Annotated in this window: 17 protein-coding genes; 5 read left to right on the top strand and 12 right to left on the bottom strand. The window is 37.5% G+C overall.

What is annotated here, in order from left to right; genetic code table 11:
- Window positions 1–25 precede the first annotated feature (25 nt).
- The 6 genes from GVN22_RS09725 to GVN22_RS09700 form a co-directional block, all read right to left on the bottom strand.
- Window positions 26–2,791 (bottom strand): TonB-dependent receptor, encoded by a 2,766-nt coding sequence (locus GVN22_RS09725; protein WP_166550834.1) that lies wholly within the window; start codon window positions 2,789–2,791, stop codon window positions 26–28.
- An 11-nt stretch (window positions 2,792–2,802) separates the two neighbouring features.
- Entirely contained in the window at window positions 2,803–3,369 is a 567-nt protein-coding gene (locus tag GVN22_RS09720; RefSeq protein ID WP_166550833.1) for a carboxymuconolactone decarboxylase family protein, read from the bottom strand.
- 209 nt (window positions 3,370–3,578) lie between these two features.
- The gene (locus tag GVN22_RS09715; RefSeq protein WP_166550832.1) at window positions 3,579–4,121 is read right to left on the bottom strand and encodes a carboxymuconolactone decarboxylase family protein; all 543 of its coding nucleotides are present in this window, start codon (window positions 4,119–4,121) and stop codon (window positions 3,579–3,581) included.
- Window positions 4,122–4,202: 81 nt separating this feature from the next.
- Window positions 4,203–4,754 carry a hypothetical protein gene (locus tag GVN22_RS09710; RefSeq protein WP_166550831.1) on the bottom strand — a complete coding sequence of 184 codons (552 nt, stop codon included), beginning with the start codon at window positions 4,752–4,754 and terminating at the stop codon, window positions 4,203–4,205.
- A 474-nt stretch (window positions 4,755–5,228) separates the two neighbouring features.
- Window positions 5,229–7,454 carry an FG-GAP-like repeat-containing protein gene (locus tag GVN22_RS09705; RefSeq protein WP_166550830.1) on the bottom strand — a complete coding sequence of 742 codons (2,226 nt, stop codon included), beginning with the start codon at window positions 7,452–7,454 and terminating at the stop codon, window positions 5,229–5,231.
- Window positions 7,455–7,754: 300 nt separating this feature from the next.
- Window positions 7,755–8,165, bottom strand: a complete 411-nt coding sequence (locus GVN22_RS09700) for a hypothetical protein (RefSeq protein WP_166550829.1) — start codon at window positions 8,163–8,165, stop codon at window positions 7,755–7,757.
- A 463-nt stretch (window positions 8,166–8,628) separates the two neighbouring features.
- On the opposite strand from GVN22_RS09700, the gene GVN22_RS09695 reads away from it, so the two are divergent.
- From GVN22_RS09695 to GVN22_RS09680, 4 genes are read left to right on the top strand one after another with little or no spacing between them, the layout of a single operon-like run.
- On the top strand, window positions 8,629–9,888 hold the full coding sequence (locus GVN22_RS09695) for a YdcF family protein (RefSeq protein WP_166550828.1): 1,260 nt from the start codon (window positions 8,629–8,631) through the stop codon (window positions 9,886–9,888).
- Between the two features lie 31 nt (window positions 9,889–9,919).
- Window positions 9,920–10,813: a hypothetical protein gene (locus GVN22_RS09690; RefSeq protein WP_166550827.1), complete on the top strand. Its 894-nt coding sequence runs from the start codon at window positions 9,920–9,922 to the stop codon at window positions 10,811–10,813.
- Between the two features lie 30 nt (window positions 10,814–10,843).
- Complete coding sequence (locus GVN22_RS09685) at window positions 10,844–14,164, top strand: TonB-dependent receptor (protein WP_166550826.1); 3,321 nt, start codon at window positions 10,844–10,846, stop codon at window positions 14,162–14,164.
- Window positions 14,165–14,197: 33 nt separating this feature from the next.
- Window positions 14,198–15,724, top strand: a complete 1,527-nt coding sequence (locus GVN22_RS09680) for a RagB/SusD family nutrient uptake outer membrane protein (RefSeq protein WP_205690839.1) — start codon at window positions 14,198–14,200, stop codon at window positions 15,722–15,724.
- A 374-nt stretch (window positions 15,725–16,098) separates the two neighbouring features.
- Here GVN22_RS09680 and GVN22_RS09675 read toward each other — a convergent pair whose 3' ends face one another.
- Window positions 16,099–16,446, bottom strand: coding sequence for a helix-turn-helix domain-containing protein (locus GVN22_RS09675; protein WP_166550825.1), 348 nt, complete (start codon window positions 16,444–16,446; stop codon window positions 16,099–16,101).
- Window positions 16,447–16,552: 106 nt separating this feature from the next.
- On the opposite strand from GVN22_RS09675, the gene GVN22_RS09670 reads away from it, so the two are divergent.
- Entirely contained in the window at window positions 16,553–16,912 is a 360-nt protein-coding gene (locus tag GVN22_RS09670; RefSeq protein WP_205690838.1) for a DoxX family protein, read from the top strand.
- Window positions 16,913–16,951: 39 nt separating this feature from the next.
- Here the strand turns inward: GVN22_RS09670 and GVN22_RS09665 are convergent, their stop codons facing one another.
- The 5 genes from GVN22_RS09665 to GVN22_RS09645 all read right to left on the bottom strand — a co-directional run bounded on the left by GVN22_RS09665 (window position 16,952) and on the right by GVN22_RS09645 (window position 20,103).
- Window positions 16,952–17,677 (bottom strand): NRDE family protein, encoded by a 726-nt coding sequence (locus tag GVN22_RS09665; RefSeq protein ID WP_166550823.1) that lies wholly within the window; start codon window positions 17,675–17,677, stop codon window positions 16,952–16,954.
- A gap of 198 nt (window positions 17,678–17,875) precedes the next feature.
- Window positions 17,876–18,382, bottom strand: coding sequence for a DinB family protein (locus tag GVN22_RS09660; RefSeq protein ID WP_166550822.1), 507 nt, complete (start codon window positions 18,380–18,382; stop codon window positions 17,876–17,878).
- The gene (locus GVN22_RS09655) at window positions 18,379–18,888 is read right to left on the bottom strand and encodes a YceI family protein (protein ID WP_166550821.1); all 510 of its coding nucleotides are present in this window, start codon (window positions 18,886–18,888) and stop codon (window positions 18,379–18,381) included. The genes GVN22_RS09660 and GVN22_RS09655 overlap by 4 nt, the downstream gene beginning before the upstream one ends.
- A 34-nt stretch (window positions 18,889–18,922) precedes the next feature.
- Complete coding sequence (locus GVN22_RS09650) at window positions 18,923–19,639, bottom strand: hypothetical protein (protein ID WP_166550820.1); 717 nt, start codon at window positions 19,637–19,639, stop codon at window positions 18,923–18,925.
- Between the two features lie 8 nt (window positions 19,640–19,647).
- The gene (locus GVN22_RS09645; protein ID WP_166550819.1) at window positions 19,648–20,103 is read right to left on the bottom strand and encodes a DM13 domain-containing protein; all 456 of its coding nucleotides are present in this window, start codon (window positions 20,101–20,103) and stop codon (window positions 19,648–19,650) included.
- Window positions 20,104–20,106: the final 3 nt, after the last annotated feature.

The raw sequence follows: 20,106 nt of genomic DNA, 5'->3' as shown, positions 1-20,106 counted from the left end.
AATTATAAGGTTGTTTTAGCACTTATTATCTTAAAAATTCATCAAAATTGAGGCTGATATAATACATTCCTCCAACGGCTGGTGAGCCGTAAGCTTGCACTACATATTGATTGGTCAAGTTGGCAGCACCCAGTTTGATTTTTGTTTTAAGTGAAGGAACGGTATAGCTTACCTGCGCATCTAATAAATTGTAAGCTCCTATTCTTCCAGGTCTCAATTCTGTAAATGTTCCGTACCAATCGAATGCAGTTTGCCAGTGCCATGCCACACTAAAACCTAGTTTGTCTGTAAGTTTAGGATTAGAAAAAGTTACGTTGCTTTTCCAAGTCGGTGTATTGAAAGCAGGAATATTGTTTGGATTGGCATCCATTATATTAAAATCTATCCAAGTTGCATTGCCATGTAATTGGTAGTTTTTAGGTAAAGCCCAAGTCAAGCCAGCTGTAACTCCTTGAATAGATACTTTATCTGCGGCGTTAGTGTACAATTGAAACGCTTTGATATTTCCATTCAAAATATCTGCCGCAGCTGCTGGGTTTACACTTCCGTCTGGTAATGTTACTGGGCTATTTGGTCTAATTACTACAGAGTTGATGATGAAATCTTTGTATTGACTGTAATAGTAGTTAATGTCAAAAAGTAATTTTGAAGTCAATAATCCTTTATAGCCTACTTCAATACTTTGAACACGTTCTGGTTTGATATATGGCACATTTGATTTTACCAGTTTGTCCTTATTGTTGGCTAAAGCTGTAGGGAAAGGAACGCCTTTTTGCATATCAGCACCAAATCCACTACCAAACGCTCCTACAGAAGCAGCTGTATAAGAATTTTCGTAAACATTCATTCCTTGCGAGTTGATAGGAGCACCTCCCAAAATCAAAATTGGACCTACGTCAAGCTTAATATATTGGTCGCTAATAGTTGGGTTTCTGAAACCAGTTTGATACGAAGCTCTAAAATTATGTCTTTCAGTTGGGGAAAATACCGCTGATGCTCTTGGCGTAAATTGACCATCAAAGTTTTGGTTTTTGTCATATCTTCCTGATAATGTTACTTTTAACTTATCTTGGAAAAGACTTTTTGAAGCTTGAGTAAATAAACCAAATTCATCATTTGTGAGGTTTTTGCCTTTGTCGTCAAATAAAGTACCTTCTGTATCGAGATAGTATTTTCTGTAGTTTCCTCCAACTTGCAAATTGAAAACTTTTACCACGGAGCTAAAATCATAAAGTCCTTCTATGTGTTTTAAGCTACAGTTACTTTTGATACCTGCGCCAGATAATCCAACAGTATGAATTAATCTATCTCTAACTTCATCGAAAGCCGTTGTGCCAGGTACTAATCTACCTTGGTCAGCAAAAGCTCTTGCCTGTGTTTGATTTTGAGCTGTTACACCACTGATTGTACCATTGAAAGCAGCCGCATAACGCTGAAACCAAGTGGCATCTGCTTTGTCGGGCGTCACAATATTGCCATTCAAGTCGCGCACCCAAGTACGGTTGATTTGTTGACCAAGCGAACGTGTATTGTAGGAGTTATTCGAAATTTCTTGGTTGGAATACGCTCTTATGTAAAACTGACTTCCTTTTAGTTCGAGACGATGCTGTATGAACTGGAAATCATTGATAACGAATCTGTTACTTCCTGTGTACTGAGCCGTTCCTTGATTAAAATTCATTTGGTAAATGGCCTCAAGGTTATCATTAATACGATAATGCAAAGCACCATTCAGTTTAAGGCTATACACACCATAAGTCGCCAAATCTTTTTCTTCATAACCTGTTCTTGAAACTCTACCAATATTAGGTAAGGTTTGAGCCACTTCATCACCATAAATATTCAAGGCATTACGACCTGGGTTGTTTGCCCCACGGCTCGCCGCTGGCGTATTTGGGTCAATATCTGTATAATCGTTGGCATACCAATCGGTACCTCTGAGATAAGAAGCATTGATTTTGAAAGCAAATTTGTTGTTAAAAACTTTTGCATATCTCAAAGCCAAATCGCTCATGGGTTTTGCGCCTAATCCTGTTCCGTCACCCACGTGATTGAGACCAAATTTCGTTTGAATGCTGAGCCCTTGGAAATCAAAAGGGTTCTTGGTGCGAGTATTCAACAAGCCATTAAAAGCAATTGGACCATAAAGCGCGGATGCCGCACCAGCAATTAATTCAGCACTTTCTACGTCCAAATCATGTGGACCAAATAGATTTCCCATCGCAAAACCTAACCCTGCTGGTTGGTTGTCGATACCGTCGACTAATTGCAAAAATCTTCCATTTCCTGTACTATTAAATCCTCTTGTATTGATTTGTTTGTAAGTAAGACTACTCGTAACCATATCCAAGGATTTGATATTTTGTAGACCATCGTAGTAATTGGCTGATGGTGTTTGCTGAACTTGTCGAATATCCATTTTTTCGATACTGACAGGCGAACGCAAAATGCGTTCTTCAACACGTGAAGCTGTTACTACAACGGGATCTAACTCTGAATTAGCTGGAGAAAGTGAAATATCAATAGCCTGATTATTAGTAACATCAACAGTTTTGGCTTCGTAACCAATCATTGTAACCACAATAGAGGCAGGAGTTTTTAGCGATATACTAAAGCTACCATTAGCGTTGGTTTGCGTACCTGCAAGTTTTCCTTTAACTCTGATAGCAACTCCTTGAATAGGTTTTTGCGTTTGTGCGTCTGTGATTTTTCCTGTTACTGTAGCTACTTGTGCTATTGTTTGAGTAATAATGCTGATAAAAATGAATATAGATAATATATGTTTTTTCATGTCGATTCAATTTAAGATTTTTTTAAATGGTCATAACCTTGAGGTAAACGTTGGTAGCCATGATTGACAATTCGTTCGCCTAATTGCTGATAAAAACCACTTTGTGGGTCGGGAGTAAAAGTTGCCATACCGTCTACATATCGGTTGTAGAGACAGAATAATGCTGCAATCAATACGGTATCATGAATTTCTGCATCAGTAGCGCCGAAAGACTTCGCTAGTTCAACTGACTCTGGGGTAACGGCTTTTCCATTGATTTGTACAAGAGAGGCTATTTTTAATAAAGCCTTCATTTTATCACTAACAGCCATCTGATCGATGTCTTGTTTCATGATTTCACAGGTTTCTGTCTCGCCAAGTAGTAAATCTGTAGCAGCAGTATGTGCATTGGTACAAAATATACATCCGTTGCGATAAGACACAATGGTAGCAATAAGCTCTCTTTCGCCTTGCGATAAGGTATTGTCGCCTCGAAGTAACAGTTGTGTTAAATCACGAATGGGTTGAGCCGTTTCTTGGCTATATTCTAATAGGCCAGTAATGCCTGGCAAATGTTCTGGTAAAGATATATGGGGCATAATCGTAATTTCTGTTGGGGATAGACAAAAAAATAACTCGTTGATAAATAGGTATTTAATCAACAAATCTTAAGTTGAGACAATGTGCTTCTATTCACAGGGTTTTATGCTGTAAATAGAAAATGAATACAATCATAGGACATTGACCCACTAATCAACTATCTATTTTTATGAATGATTTAAACTCTCAAATAGATCTTTACAGCAGATTATCGTGGTCGGTTATATCCTAGGAATGCCATTTTTTGACCCATTTCCAAATAATCCTCATTAGCTTGTGGAGCCCAAGTTCCTAACCCATCTACATAACGGTTGAACATACAAAAGGCTGCCGCAATTAAGACTGTATCGTGCAGTTCACGGTCGCTTGCACCTGCTTCACGAGCTATAGCGATATCCTCTGGTAAAACGTGCTTACCACCTTTTTGCACTTTTCCTGCAATGTCTAATAATGCTCTTAATTTTGGAGAAATGGGCGTTTCAACGAAGTTTTTCTTGATATCGTCCATGACACTAATGTCACAACCTAAGTGAGCAACTGCTGCTGCTGCGTGTGAAGTATGACAAAAATGACAGTTGTTGAGATAAGATACATGTGCCGCAATAAGCTCCCTTTCGCCACTTGTAAGAGTCGACTCACTTCTTAGTAAGATCTCTGCAAGATTGAGTAAAGGCTGTGCGGTTGTTTTGTTATAATCCAAAAGACCTGAAATTCCTGGGAGATTTGGATTTGGTAAAGTGATATGTGACATAACTTTGCTTCAGTTAATAAATATTTGGGCAATACAATATCAGCCTAACGTAAATAACAATACGTAAGGAAGATCATTACATTAAACTGAAGCTAACTCGGGAGGCATAAAAACTCCTGAAGAATATAGATGAGCGTATAGATAAGAGTAGTAGAACAGACTTGGCTTTTTGCTTTCGATGAAATGAAGGTATTTGTTTTCCAGACTTACTTGTTGAGGTAAGTAGTTAGATGATAAATGTTTACATAAGTCTAAAGCCTTTTTCAAAGGCGAACTTTTCTCTGAGTGATTATCAGAAAATTGTTGGCTAAGCTCTTCAGATATAGATTGATATTTTTGTTTGGCTTTATGGTTGGTCTTGATTTTGGTATAAAGCGTATCGTTTGAATAGTGTTGTTCAATAATATTGTAAAACTCACCCTGATATTCAATTAAACCCTCATGAGAAGTAATATTGGAAAAATCGCTACTGTAGGGTAGGGCAATAGGCATTTTGATTTCTAGCCATTCATCATTTTGAGTAACTGGAGTAGCTTTTTGAATTGATTTGTCAAAACATAACAAAACAATGCCAGTGCTAAACATATTGTATAGCAACAGACAGAGAAATGAAATGCTGACGATTTTTTTCAAAGGATATAGTTGAGGTTTTTTCTTCTTAAAACAAAAATAAATATTTATTTCATACAATATACTAATAAACAAGCGAAACTTTCATGATTTTCCATCAGCAGACAAATTAATTCGCCCACTGATGGAAAAGTGCTAGTCAAAGAAGCTATTTTGACCAGATATTATATGTTGTGTATAAATATAGATTTCAAAAATCAACTATTTCGGATTACGGACATGGGATTAGTAGTGTACGAAAGTTTGGCTTTTTCATTAAAATATAATTGGTGTAGCTGTAACCCTTGCGATTGCCACATTCAACATGACAACCGCAAGGGTTGTAGCTACATTAAAAATTCTAATGATCATAAAGCTTCTCAACAAAATAGAATCCTTCGTACAGCCTTAATACGGGATTGGTGATTTAGGATATATAGTAAATGAATGTATTTTTCAATATATCCCAAATCAGCAATCCCATATCCGCAATAATTTCTAAAGACTCATTTTAGTATTACAAATAGGAATCTCTGTAGACTGGCTTGGGAATAGAGTCGTTTTGAGATATACTTTGGTAATGGTATTGTCTCCTTCTTTGATTTTGATAAACTGATTAGGCTTTAGGTTTTTGAAAACTTGCTTTTTGCCTGTTTGAGCCCATGTAATTTCAAGCTCATCAATTAAATCACTTTGTCCAATACCGATTTCTCTTCTCAAAGCGGATGCACCAAAACTTCCTCCTGAATTTACATCACGATAAGCAACCCTTTTTACTCCTTTTTCTCTGAAGGTAACTTTTACATGCGAACCAATAGCCGAACGATTGGTTGTGGTACCTTCTAATTGAATATTAATCCATCGGTTATTATTCTGCCCAGGATTCAAATACAGCGAATTGTTGTAAGAATCACCAACATAGGCGCCACCCACTTCAATGAAAATATCACTATCTCCGTCATTATCAAGGTCATTGATTGCTACACCATGTCCTTTTTGTAAATTACCTACTCTGCCCGAAACGGTAACATCGGCAAATTTTCCATTACCCATATTTCTGAAAAGTCGGTTGGGCACTAGAGATTTATAATCAGGATTGCCTGTACCTAAGTACATATCCAAATAACCGTCGTTGTCAATATCTCCAAAATTGGAGCCCATCGTAAAGACAGATTTATTGAGATTAGCTTCTTTGGTTACATTTTTGAACGTTCCATCATGGTTATTGTGATACAAATTCATGGTACTGGCTTGATTAGGAATCCCTAAAGCTTCAGTTGCTGCAGTGTATGGAATCGAGGTATCGAACTGATAACCACATACAAAAATATCTTGCCAGCCATCGTTGTCATAATCCCAGAACCAAATCGGAAAGGTATTAATCTGAATATCATTTAATCCTGACTTTTCAGTAACATCCTCAAACTGTGGAATATTATTTTTGGTGCCTGTATTTTTGAGTAAAGTTCTTCGTCCTCCGATGCCCGAAATAACAATATCCTGAAGCCCATCATGATCATAATCTGCAGCACTAACTCCTTTGACAAAGTCGATAATTTGACATTTTGCAATAGCAGCCACTTCAGTAAAAGTACCGTTTTTATTACTGATGAATAGCTCACAAGGGTTATACTCATTCATTCCCCCTGTTTCGTTACCGATAAACAAATCTAACCAACCATCATTATTAAAATCACGCCAAACTCCCGCCTGAGTAGGATGTTCTGAGAAAAGTCCGCTTTCTACGGTTACGTCTGTAAAGGTATTATCACCGTTATTTCTGAGTAAAGAATTGGCTTGTCGACCATAATTACCCATCCATGCGCCTCTAAGTACGAAAATATCCAAGAATCCATCGTTATTATAATCAGCCTGAATCATGTTTAGACCACCTTTAAAACGTCCTAAATCAGATATGACCGAACAGTCCATAAAACCGCCTTTGGTATCATTACGAAAATAATGCATAGCACCTTTCAGTCCCCAATCAGAAGTAACAATATCCAGATAACCATCATTATTAAAATCATCAATGAGGGTTCCTCCAGCCATATTTCTTTTATTGAGTCCCAAATTTGGAGCAATATCAGTGAACGGTTTTACAGAATAGCCTGAATTATCTTTATCCAAATTAGGTATCAACCATTGTTGGGGCACTTTTGCAGGATATTCACCAAGTGTCATATAGGCAATGTTTAACAACCACATAGATTCATAATCCTTTGGGTTTTGCTGAAGAAGCTTTTGATAAACCTCAATGGCTTTTTGTGAACCTGTTTTGTTTTGATGAACTCCCGCGTTTTTAATAGGTAAAATACATGATTCTGCAGAGTGATTACTGATACAATTTTGACGTTCTCCCATTCGCAAATAGGCCACCGCATAGCTTTTCAATATCTCAGAATAATGTCGATGGTCTTCAGTTACAGCATATAAGATTTTCTCTAGCGCATTTACTGCTTCTTTTTCTTGACCCATTTTTAGAAAACCATTTGCTTTAAAAAAGCTTGCTTGTAGCCTCATCCCTGAGTCGGGGTGCTTGGTCGAAAGCGAATCAAAGAAGACAAACTCAGCCTCTGGGCAAAAAGAATTTTCTTTGACAAAATTTCTATCATAAGTGTCTGATAAATACTGCACCATTTGGTCATTTGAGCTTGACACCAAGTAGCATGATTCACTAATAAAAATAGTAAAGCATAGATATAGGTAAAATTTGAATTTCATGTTGATAGGGATTTGAAAGGTAACCTTCAACCCACTTGTATCAAGAAAAATCGTTGTTTTGTTTCATAGAAGACAATACTTTTCCCATCGACTGTCGGACAACGACACTCAAAGTTGATATTTCAGTTATATGAGTTGACAAATACTATTTTTTATTCAGCGAACTACAAGTTTTTGGAGTTGAAAGTTTGAATAGATAAAATAAAATTCCCCACAATCATTGTACGCTATACCTTTCAAAAAGTATAGACACAATAATTTAAGCCTAATGTAAAATCATACATCAGAAGAATAATTACCTTAAACAGAAGCCATTTCGGGAGGATTGAAAATACTTGAAGTATAGTTGTTTTTATAAATGTAGCAACTGTAAAATTGATGTTTAATTTTCAGGTGTAGGCCATCAGAGATGGTTGTAAACGTAGGTGTAATGCTTTGTAAATAGCTTGAAAATAAAGACTTACATAATTCTAAAGCCTTTTTGAGTGGCGTACTTTTGCTAGAATGATTATCTGAAAACTGTAAACTGAAGTCGTCGGAGAGAGACTGATACTTTTGTTTGGCCTTATTGTTGGTCTTGATTTTGGTATAAAGCGTATCGTTTGAATAGTGTTGCTCAATGATGTTATAAAACTCGCCTTGATACTCGATTAAGCCTTCATGTTTCGTCAAGTTGGCAAAATCTCCACTGTAGGGGAGTGCAATGGGCATCTTAATTTCAATCCACCCGTCGTTTTTGGATATAGGACTTGCCTGTTGAATATTCTTCTTGAAAAAAGCAACACCAAGCTAGTGCTAAACATATTGTATAGCAACAAACACAAGAATGTTATGCTGATAGCTTTTTTCAATAGATAGGTTTTAGAGGGATTCTTTCTATAACAAAAGTAAATATTTATTTCTTACAATTTTGAGATGATTATAATTAAATTAAGCCATTGAGTAGAGATTTACGGTTTTCAAAAGGGCGTTTTCCTTAAAATTGAATTTATTTTATATTTTCTCCATATAATAATATTCATAATTTCTTAATCTAAACTTGTTTTTCACTTGACAGACTTGGACTGAACCTGCTATTACTTTTGCCCTCGAATTACACTTGATGCCTTTGAGCAAAGAGGTTATCCGTTTTCTATAAATGCTACCGACAATTTGAGGTGTTCGGTTCAAAATCATGAAAAAAACTATATTCACAATCCTTTGTCTGTGTGGATTGCTTTCAGCAACTTTTGCACAACAAACGATAACTCCTGTAAGTAGCCAAACGAAAGAAACCAATTGGGTTCAGCGCAAAAACTACTTATTCTTGACTTTGTTGGAGGAATCCAAATCGCTACGTTTACAGTTGGAAGCAGATGAAGTCCTGCAAAAACTGGCTACTCAAAAAAACTCACAACTTTCGGATGCACTCAAAAATTGCGCTTCTAAGCCCGCTTGTTTAGTCGAATCGCTTCGATTTTCAGAAGAAGAAATCAAAACTGTATCGCTTCGCTTGTCGCAATTATGCACCAAAGGAAGTTTGTTAGAAAATTTGGTAAAACAATCTTTAGTACCATCATTAGCTTATGGGAAGCTTGAAAATCAAGATGTTAATGCTTTATTGCAAAAAGCTTGGACGCAAGATGCTCGTGGTGTAAACTGGACAATTGGGGTATATTTGGGCGGTCAAAAACCGAATTATCCGTTGATAGATTCTATTGCTTTTGATATTACCAAAAAAGGCTATTATCAATTGGTGGGCGACTTAACTCGTGCAGTTCAGGCAACGGTGAGTGGCTCAAAACTATTCTTTTTACCGTCACTTTCTTCAGCTTTGTTTGCCCTAGAGATCAACGAAAGAGAGCAAATCGCAGACTACGAACCTATGGCGAGTGGTGTCAACAAACCTGTTGTTGACCGACTAAAAACGATTGCTTGGAACAAATATCCTTATTCACTGATTTTGGTGCCAGGCGCTGGTCCTGACGTAAAAGATATGCCCATGAGTGCCGAAGGAATGATGCGTTGTCGTGTGGCGGCTGTTAGATATTTCGAAGGAAAAGCTCCTCTAATTGTTGTTTCTGGTGGCAAAGTTCATCCTTACAAAACGCCTTATAATGAGGCTATTGAGATGAAAAAGTATATGGTCGAAAAGCTTCATGTACCTGCCAATGCCATTTTGGTAGAACCACATGCTCGTCATACCACGACCAATATGCGTAATACCGCTCGATTGATTTTTCAATACGGAATACCTGCTGATAAACCTTGTATTACTTCAACCTCGGTTTCTCAAAGTCAATATATCCACGAGTTGAATTTGGATAAACGCTGTGAAAAAGAATTGGGATATGTGCCGTATCGTAAAGGAAAGCGTATTTCTGAAACCGAAGCTGAGTTTTATCCATTAATTGAGTCCATGATGTTGAATTCATTGGAGCCAATGGACCCGTAATAGGTCGTAACACTTCATTCATCTCTATTTTATGCAAGTTTCTTTATTGATCAAATACCCATTGATGATGGGATTGTTGGCTATGTCTTTTTTGTGGAGAGCAAGCCAATTACCTGAGATTAATCTTCAGGCAGAAAAAACATTTAACCTTGATTCTTTGGGCGCTGGACAAGGAATCAGTCGTATTGGTAATCAGTATTTTGCTTATGGCGACCGTGAAATTGGGGTGATTCGTGAGTATAAGCGTGTTGGCGATTCGTTAACTTATCAGCATAAAGAAATAGCCTTGAGTATTGATGGGAAAGACATTATCGGACACCCAACAGGAATAGCCTATCATAAAGGATTACCTACTTTTATTGGCAATAGCGTGCGCCTAAATCCTGAAGGTTCTCAATGGAAAGCTGTTATTTACCAAGTTGATTGGAAAGGTTTACAGACTACTAGAAAGCTTGACAATAATCTTATCTCGACTATCGACGACGATGCTTGTATTCAAGGTACTCGCCCCGAATATGTACAATACAAAAAACAGTGGTATGTCGCTACCGCTGATTATGGTAATCGCAAAAACGAAGTACGTTTATACAATCCGTTAGCGCTGGCAAAAGCGCAAAAGACCTCCGAAAAAGGAGTTTTATACAAAAAGTTCTCGTGTGGCGCTTTTGTGCAAAATCTTTTATGGATACCCGAAAAGAAAATACTGGTTTTGATTCAAAATCAAATTGAAGGACGACGCTGGCGCTTTAGTTTTTTGGATTTTGAAAAGTCCATCGAAACTGGTGAACAAGTCGTGCTAAAAACAATAGATATTGACAAAGCTGATGAATTAGAAGGCTTTACCCTTTCAGATAACCCTCTTGAAGGCTTTGCAGTGACCTCTTCACGCCGTATGAATACTACATTTATCCGCTTACAATGGTAATGTATCACAACAAAATTTAATCTCATTTTTATGCAAAACATTTTACAAAAACAGCTTGTCCTGAAGGCATTATTATGTTTGTGTCTTTCGGGTTCAATGGCTGTTATGCCAACCCAAACCGTGATGTCGGCATCGTTGGGCAAAATGGCAAATCCTGTCACAGGAACCGTAACTACGTCCAAAGGTGAGCCATTGGCTGGCGTAAACGTGTATGACAAAACCTCAAAAAAAGGAACTGTTACCGATGCCAAAGGTAGATTTACCATCCAAGCTACAGAAGGTTCAGTATTAGTTTTTTCATTTGTAGGATTTGATAGTCAGTTAGTTACTGTTGGAAAAGCGTCTAACTTGACGATTCAGTTAGTAGAAAACTCACAAGAGTTACAAGAAGTAGTTGCGATTGGTTACTCGACTGTTCGCAAGAGTGATGTAACGGGTGCTATTTCGAGTGTGAAAGCCAAAGAATTAAATCTTACTACGCCTACCGTTGGTCAGGCTTTGGTAGGTAAAGTAGCTGGTGTACAAATTTCACAAGTGAGTGGCGCACCTTATGTTAGCACAAAAATTCGTGTGCGTGGCGTAGGTTCTATCAATGCCAGCTCAGACCCATTGTATGTGGTAGATGGTTATCCAGTAGGAAATGACCTGTTTATCAACCCTAATGATATCGAAAGTATTGATATTTTGAAAGATGCAGCTTCGGCAGCAATTTATGGTTCAAGAGCTGCTGGTGGGGTAGTATTGATTACAACCAAACGTGGAAAAGAGGGTAAAGGACAATTCCAATATGATGTGCAATATGGGCTTAATCAATTAAGCAATAAAGTAAAATTGCTAAATGCCGAGCAGTTTACGCAATTATTGATTGATGGGCACAATAATACTTACAAAGATTTAATCTTAAATTCTGGAAAAACATGGACAGATGCCATGTATTCTGACGACAACGCAACTCGTGTCGCAAAAGTTGGAAATGCTTCCTCTGTGAGTTTACCACCAGATTTGTATGATTTTGCTAATCAGAAAATGATTACGCCAAAGTACAATACCGATTGGCAAGATGAGCTTTACCAAACTTCTATGGTACAGCGTCATAACTTGTCGTTCACCGGCGGAAATGGTTCTACTCGTTATGCCATTAGCGGTGGATATTTGAGTCAGCCCGGTATTATCAAAAGCACTAAGCAAGACCGTATCAATTTCCGTGCAAATTTAGATGGACAAGTAAGTTCGAAATTGCGCGTAGCTGCCAACTTGGCTATTACGACCAATGAAAACCGTGAAGTGCAAGAAGGTCGTTTCAACCAAGGACCAATCATGGGAGCGCTTATCTATATGCCAATTTTCCGTGCGTATAATGATGATGGTTCATTGAGAAAAAATGAAGCTGCTGGTCTTTCAGCCAATTACGCCTACCAATCCGTTGAGAACCCTGTGGCGCTAGCGACTGAAACGAAGATTTCGAGAAAAGGCGTAAGAGGTACATTTAGTAGTAATGCTTCGTACCAGATTTTACCAAGTTTGTTGGCTAAAATTAACCTTGGTTTACAGACTTACAATGAGAAATATGAGTTTTATCAACCAACAACTTTAAGTAATGGTGCTAACCCTCCAGGTTCTGCACAAGCAATTGCAGCGGCCAATGCAGTGGCACAAACTCGTTCAGAAATGGATAAGTTGGTAGAATATACCTTGAATTTTAACAAGCAATTTGACGGACATTCGATTGGTGCATTGGCAGGTTATTCGGCACAGCAGTTAGATATTGATGTGATTAGTGTAACAGCAAAAGGTTTCCAAGATGACCGTATTCCAGAAATTACAGGTAAAGGTGCTGATGCTACCAATTTTACCTTAAATGGTGCAACTGGTAAATCAACCACTACTTTACTTTCTTACTTAGCTCGTTTGTCTTATAACTACAAAGAAAAGTACTTCTTAACAGCTTCTTATCGTCGTGATGCTTCTTCTCGTTTTGGTCCACTAAACCGTTGGGGTAATTTCCCTTCAGTATCTGCAAGTTGGGCACTTTCGAGTGAACCATTTTTTACTGAAAAATTTGGTCCTGAAACAAGTCTAAAACTTCGTGCTAGCTGGGGATTAAGTGGTAATAATAATATTGGTAATTATGGTTTTGCTCAAACGATGTCAAGCCCAACAGGGGTTGTTTTTGGGAATGGAACGGTAGCGTCGGCGGTATATCCTAATGCCTTGCGTGACCAAAGTTTGGGTTGGGAATCTACTTCACAATACAATATCGGGGCAGACTTGGGCTTATTCAACAATCGTATTTTCTTGATGGCTAACTATTATTTGAGTCAGTCAACAGATTTATTGTTTAACCAACCAGTTTCGGCGGTATCAGGAACATCAACGATTTTAACAAACTTACGTAATTCTAAAGTTCAAAATCAAGGTATTGATTTACAGTTAGATGCAAGAGTTGTTCAAACGTCAGATTTCCGTTTAAATCTTTCAGGAAACTTCTCGCTTAACCGTAATAAAGTACTAGACCTAGGCGGCGCTAATACCATTTTGACTAACGGAGCAGAACGTTCATACTTGACACATATTACTCAAGAAGGTCAGCCAATCGGGATGTTCTACGGATTCAAAGTAAAAGGTATGGTTCGTGAGGCAGATATGGCCAATATTGCAGAAGATAACGCCAATTATAACGCGGCAACTCAGACTTATACTGCTGGTTATAAAATCAAAGGACCAGCTCGTTCTACTGCTTCAAGTAATCCTTTAAAACCAGGAGATTTGTATTTTGAAGATACCAATGGCGATGGCGTTGTGAATGATTTGGATAAAACAGTCATTGGTTCTCCTTATGCTAAATTTACTTACGGTTTTGCGATTACTGCTTCTTACAAAAACTTCGACTTTACTTCATCTTTCAACGGGGTTTATGGAAATCAAGTGCTTGATGGTCAGTATTATTATACTTTCAACATGGAAGGTTCGGGTAACCAATATGCAGATGCCGTAAATCGCTACCGTTCAGAAGCTGAACCTGGCAATGGTATGATTTATCGTGCTTCTCGTGGTGGTACACAAAGTAACAGTACTCGTTTGTCGACCTTCTATTTACAAGATGGTTCATTTTTGAGATGTACCAATATGACCTTAGGATTTACAATTCCTGACAATTGGTTGAAAGGACAAAAAGGCTTGAGTGGTGCACGTATTTATCTGGCAGTAGACAACGCCTTTACGTTGACCAATTACAGAGGTTATAATCCAGAAGTAGACTACAACAACGGCGCAAACCTTACTCCAGGCGTTGATTATGGAAAGTATCCGCTTGTAAGAGCCTATACTTTAGGAGCTAAGTTGACTTTCTAGTCTTTTGTAGAAAACTATTTTAAAAAGAGAAAAATGATTAAGAAAATATCAATTTTGGCACTTGTAGCGCTCAGCTTAAGTGCTTGTTCGGACGATTTTGTAATGCAAAACGACCCGAATGCCGTAAATGCTACAGACTTTTTTAAAACCGAAAACGACGTTTTACAAGCGGTCAACGGCGTATATCAGTCTTTGAGAAGTTCAAATAACATTGGTGAAAATAGTGGTTTATATACCGACGAACGCTCAGACGATGCTGGTCGTAATGATAACCAATCAAATGCAGGAGAGCCATTTCAGTTTAATGACTTTTCAATTTTACCAAGTAATACTTACTTGAAAAGTCACTGGTTAGCACTTTATCAGACTGTTTCTCGTGCCAATCAGGTGATTTCTAATATTGACAAGGTAACATACACTACAGCAGCTAATAGAGATATCTACAATGCTGAGGCGAAGTTTCTTCGTGCTTTAATCTATTTTCATTTGGTTCGCAAATGGGGTGATGTACCTTTGGTTACTCAGCAATTAAACACGACAACTGACGTCAAAAACAGCACTTTCCGTGAAAAGAAAGAAAAAGTATATGATCAAATCGTAGCTGATTTGAAAGAAGCTGTCAATTCTAACCTACCTAACCACCAGCCTGCATCTGACAAGGGTCGTGTGTCAAAAGCTGCTGCTAATGCCTTGCTTGGTCAGGTGTATTTGACTATGGCAACGACCTTAGATCAGGCGAACCGTGGAACAAACCTAGGAAATGCTAAAACTTATTTGTTGGCAGCCTACAATATGAAGGCATTTACTTCATTGAAGGATATTCCTTATGCAGATGTGTTTGATGTAGCCAAGAAAACTACAAACCCTGAAATCATTTTCCAGATTGTTAGCAAACAAGGTGATCCAACGTATTCGTCTTCAATCGCAGCCAATAACCAAGCAAAAGGCGAAACACTAATTTCTCTTAAGCCAAGTAGTGGTGTAGGAGGTAACGTAAAGGCGGATTTAGTAAAAGAATACGAATCGACTGATTTGCGTAAAGATTTTTCTATCAAATATGCCAACGATGCCACAGTGAAAGATTGGTATATCACCAAATTTAGAGATGTAAGTTCAGCCGCAGGTGCAAATGGTTATGGTGGAAACGACTGGCCTTTAATTCGTTACGCCGATGTGATTTTGATGTTGTCGGAAGTAAGTTTGTATTTGGGCGAAGAGGCTAACGCGATTATGTATCTCAACCAAGTACGTGAGCGTGCTAAATTACCGACCTACGAGGTTTCGAAATTAGACCCAACATACAGTCAGAAATTCCCAACCTTGAAGTTGGCTATCTTGCATGAGCGTCGTGTCGAGTTGGCATTCGAACACCACCGTTGGTTCGATTTATTGAGATTCTTCAATGCTACAGAGTTAGTTAACTACATGAAATCCAAATCGCAATCAGATTATGGAACAGCCAAAGTTTCTAACTTTGGTACAAAGGACTATTACTTCCCAATTCCATTTGATGAATACAAATTAGATCCTGTAAAAATGTACCAAAACGCAGGATACTAGTTGTTAATTGTGAGTGGTGAATTGTGAATTATATTTTGTCCTTGTCTAATCATGAGTCATCCTAAATTTAGTGATTGAGCGCATGAGTGATTATTTTTAATCTAGATGTTACTAGTAGAGACGCAATGCTTTGCGTCTAAAGAGATGTCATGTTGGAATATAGTATGCAAAAAGGCGGTCGAAATGAGTTTTTCGACCGCCTTTTTGCATAAACAGTACAATCGTTCACCTTGTTGAATCCCAATAAACACAAACAAGAGGTCTCTATTTTAAGTTATTCCAAAATTCGGGATGACTCATATAGCTAAAGTATTTAAACTGATTGAAAAAATAATCACTCAAACACTCAATTACTAAATCACTAAATTTAGGATTTAGACCAACTCCATTACACGCTGACGGTGTTTGACACCCCATTGGTGCATGGACATAACTACTTCTGAAAGCGTTTCGCTGTATTCTGTCAAGGCGTATTCTACTGTGACGGGTTTGGTATTACACACTGTTCTGGATACCAATCCATGACTTTCTAGTTCCTGTAATTCTTTCGATAAAATTCTAGGGCTAATATGTATTTCCCGAGAGAGCTCATTAAACTTTCGAGGACCATGTCTCAAGACTGAAATCAAGACTAATTTCCATTTTCCTCCAACAACATCTAGGGTATCTTGAATAGCTAGTCTTGCTTGTTTGCAAGATTTAGCGGTACGAATCTCTTCCATCTAATACTATTGTTTTTGATACTACTATCCTTTATGTAACTAATAACAAAAGTATAGCATCTAGTCATAATTTTGTAAAAAAATAAACAAAATTATGAACTCGACGATGAATAAAATTATTATTTGGGGCTTAACTATTTTAGTAGCATTTGTATTTACTGGAAGTGGATTATTCAAACTTTTGGGTGGTGAAGGAACTGCCGAAATGGCCAAAACTTTGGGAGGACAAGCGCATCTAACCTTTCTTGGAATTTTAGAGTTAGTCATTGTTGTTCTTTGGTTTATTCCAAGAACTAGCGTTGTAGGCGCATTATTAGCCATGACTTACATGAGCGGAGCCATTGCAGTTCACTTTGTGAGTAATCAGCCTGTTGCTATTCCTGTAGCTATTGAGGTATTGATTTGGATTGCAACTGCGGTAAGATTTCCAGAAGTAAAAGACCGTCTATTTAATACTGCTGCTTAAGGGTTGGTGGAGAAACATTCTCCACCATAATTTTTATCACTATTGTACTTCATGTTCCATAAAAACCCGATAATCATAAGTTTTATCTTGAATTAAATCTTCGTAATGAATAGTAAATTCATTTCTGGTAATGGTATATTGAGTTATAGAAACGGTTTTTAATTGGTTTTCAAAATTGACCTTTAGATTACTTTTAGCATGACCCTTTCCTCCAAAATGGTGAAAGTCTAATAAAGATTCTTTATTGGGTATTTCTTGTAAAAAATCCTTAAACCAATTCTCTCGTTGCTGAATTATTGCTGGCGAGTAAAGGGTAACAGATGACCATATATGTGCAAGGTTGGCTTCTTTTTCTTGATACAAAATTTCCTCACCAGTCCATTTGATTTCATGCAAAATTCGTTCTTTTTGACTTTCGATAATTACTAAAGTAAAAGGTTCTATTCCATTGAAGTAGTAGGATTGAAGGAAAAATTGAACTGAATAATATTCAAAAAAATCTAAGATTACTTTGCCACGACTTTGCCGATAAGGAGGTTGGGGGGTATGTTTTTCAACGCCCCCATTCAGCAAACAAAGTGTGAAGTTTCCACAACTTCCAATCCAAGTTCCGTCTCCTTGGGGATCTTTTGGGAAAAACACATATTGCCCTCCAAGCTGATATTTTTTGGGTGGTATAGCCAAAACTCTTGAGACGGCTTCGTCTCTATTGGATGTCAATATAAATCCTTGATTTTCAGTTGGAATATAAGTCAGTACGCACATGTGTATTAATGCAGAATGTGAATGTAAAAAAATGCTACTTACATCGAAACACTTTTTGCCATCGTTGGAGTTATCTCCAACGATTCTAGCGTAAGCAACAAATTAAGTGCCGAGGATCATGATTTAGCTGGTTTGTTGCTGTCGCCAGTTTGTTGGAGAAAACTCCAACAAAGGCTAATGAATGAAAAAAAATGCTACTTACACCGAAACACTTTCTCGGTATTTAATAGTAGAATACGCTATGCCAAAACTAAATGGAAGAGAAATCTCTGGGAAATTTTCTTGAACTCCAATGCGAACCAATGCAAAATGGTGGATAGAGTGCTCTATCAAATACACCAACTCTCGTTGCACATTAGAAACGACCATTTCTGGAATGGCGTCATCATAATAAGTGGCGATAAATAATGGCTTCTCTGTATTTGAAATTTCAAGAATCCTTGCTGAGATATTTCTCAAACAGTCGAGCGTATAGGCTAAATCGTTTTCAATTTGTATATCTCTTTTTCGAGCATCGTAGTCAATAACATCATTTTCAAGACCCTCTATAAAGCATTGGAAAAACTCGATTGTATGACGTACATGTTGTCCCAAACTACTACCATTAAAAACAGCTAAAGGTTGGGTGTACTGTGTTACATCTATGCTAGACAGCACATTCTCTAACTGTCTGATAATCTGTAGTGAAACGCCTTTGCTTCTCATAATGGAACAGTATTTATGGTAACAAAAATTGTAACTATATCACCAAGTAATGCACTTGATTCACCGATGTCAAAATCTAGCCTATTAATTTGAAAACTGGCTTTAAATTGCCCTGAGTTTGTGGTTTTAATGAAATTAAATGGAATTTTGATATTTTTTGTCTTGCTTTTAAGTGTCAAATCAAAACTTCCTATGTACTCATTTTCCTTAGCTCCATGCTCGATTTTAGTGCTGGTAATTGATATTTTGGGGAATTTTTCTATCTCAAAATACTTGCTTCCCTTGAGTGTTTTGTCCCGTAAGCCCAAACCTGTGTCTATTGTTCGGGCTTCAAGACTGGCATTCATATTTGTCTTAGATAATTGATTGGTGTCAAAATATATCGAACCACTAAAGCCTCCAATATTTCCTTCGGCTGTGGCGCCAAAAGCATGTTTGATTTTAAAAGTAATTGAATTAGAAACAACTTTCCAGTTTTGAGAAAAGGCTAGATGACTAAAAATCATTAGTCTTCCTGTAAAAATACTTTTGTAATATAGCTTATTTTTTATGACCAATTTGGTAAGATATTGCCAAAAATGGTTGCAAGATTTTGTGTCTAAAACGGTCATTTTCAAAGGTTAATAAACGGTCTGTTTTATATTCTAAAAACTGAAAACTTACTCCTGAACGTAAACTCCATTTGGTGTTGAGGTGATAGGAGGCATAAAGTTCAGAATTCAGACTTCCTAAATCGCTATCGCTAATCAGTAGTAGATTGAATATACTAGGTTTAGCTACTTGCGTGGTATTGTTGAGAGAGGCAGATTCAGCAGAGACAAATTTTCCAGTTTGATTCCCTCCAAAACTTACCCCAATCGCATCGATATTAAAGCCAATATCAAATTTCCTGAAACTATATTGTAACACTATTTTGGCGTTAAATGAACCCAATGCCGTTTTTGATAAACGTAGAGTATCGATATTACTCACGATGTCGTCGGAGAACAAGGCAAAAATGCTATATTGTCCTGAGGTTAATCTTGCGGGAGCGGTTCGATAGGTTTTTTCTCCACTAAAGAGCCCATTGGCTCGTAAGCCCCATCCAATTTTAAATCGCTTGTTTTTCCCCAATCCATAGAGTTTTTGATAGGAAAGAGAGGGTGCAAATGACTGACCAAAGGCAATTGACAAATCGATATCTTCTTGAGTTTTGGCATATTGACCGAAGGTTGTTATTGAGCATAGCATCAACAACAGCAAAAGTACTTTTTTCATAAGTTATCTTATTTGAGTTCAGCAGCTCCGAATAGCACCGAAAAGCTTTTGCACCAGATTAAAACGTGGTTTCTTTTCTTCAAATCTATATCACTCGGAATGTCATATACGACATTTCCATTCTGAACTTTATCAGAGATTTGAATAAAGTTCGTCACAGCTCGATCTTCTGCTAGATAAACTCTTAGGTCTGGTCCTGCATCAGTTTTAAAATTTTCGAGTACTAATGTGTAACTCCTCTGTACTGAGTCAGCATAAACTTTAGCAATTCCTGTAGTCTGATGAACAGCATTTTGAAAACTACCCATCGCAATTAATTTCTTGCCTGTAGTATAGTTTTTTGTGCTCATGCTATCGAGTGTTTTAGGTACTGAAACAGGAGTATTTACCGCAGGGGTAATTTCTTGGGTACACGCAGTCAACCCACCTCCAACGCATAGCCAGAGGACTAAATATCTTATCATAAA

Source organism: Cellulophaga sp. BC115SP, assembly GCF_009905545.1.
In the GTDB taxonomy this organism is placed as follows: Bacteria; Bacteroidota; Bacteroidia; order Cytophagales; family Spirosomataceae; genus Flectobacillus; species Flectobacillus rivi.
The sequence above is the reverse complement of the archived record's forward strand: the minus strand, read 5'-3'. Positions and strand labels throughout refer to the sequence as shown.